We start from the raw sequence: 457 nt of genomic DNA, 5'->3' as shown, positions 1-457 counted from the left end.
CACCAAGCAGCTTCGGCAGGCCGGTTTCCAGGGCGGCATTGTGCTGGGCGACGGCAACAATTCGCCGGAATATCTGGAAATCGCCGGTTCGGCCGGTGAGGGCGTGTACCTGTTGTCCCCGCCCACCGTCGACCTCCTGTCCGGCGCGGCCGACTTCAAGGCCAAGTACAAGGAAACCTATGGCCGCGATGCCGGCGCCTATGCGGCGCTCTCCCACGATGTGGGCGACTTGATCGCCGATGCGATCACGCGGGCCAAGTCGGTGGATCAAAAGGCGATCATCGAAGCGCTCAAGGCAAGCGACTTCAAGGGCCTTGCCGGTGAAATCAAGTTTACCGACAAGAACACGCTCCAGACGTCAAATTTCCGCCCGGTGATCGCCAAGGGCGGCAAGTGGGTGGCTGTCGAATAAAGGCGAACCAGATTGACGCCGAGGCAGGCCTTGTGGCGGCCTAGG

General features: G+C 61.9%; 1 protein-coding gene. It reads left to right on the top strand.

Annotated elements, in window-relative coordinates:
• The coding region (locus EN935_RS40050; RefSeq protein ID WP_164771930.1) for an ABC transporter substrate-binding protein at nt 1-412 on the top strand (412 nt) is incomplete at its 5' end.
• Nucleotides 413-457: the final 45 nt, after the last annotated feature.

Source organism: Mesorhizobium sp. M7D.F.Ca.US.004.03.1.1 (assembly GCF_003998635.1).
GTDB classification, from domain to species: domain Bacteria; phylum Pseudomonadota; class Alphaproteobacteria; order Rhizobiales; family Rhizobiaceae; genus Mesorhizobium; species Mesorhizobium loti.
This window is presented reverse-complemented; position numbering and strand designations above follow the sequence as displayed.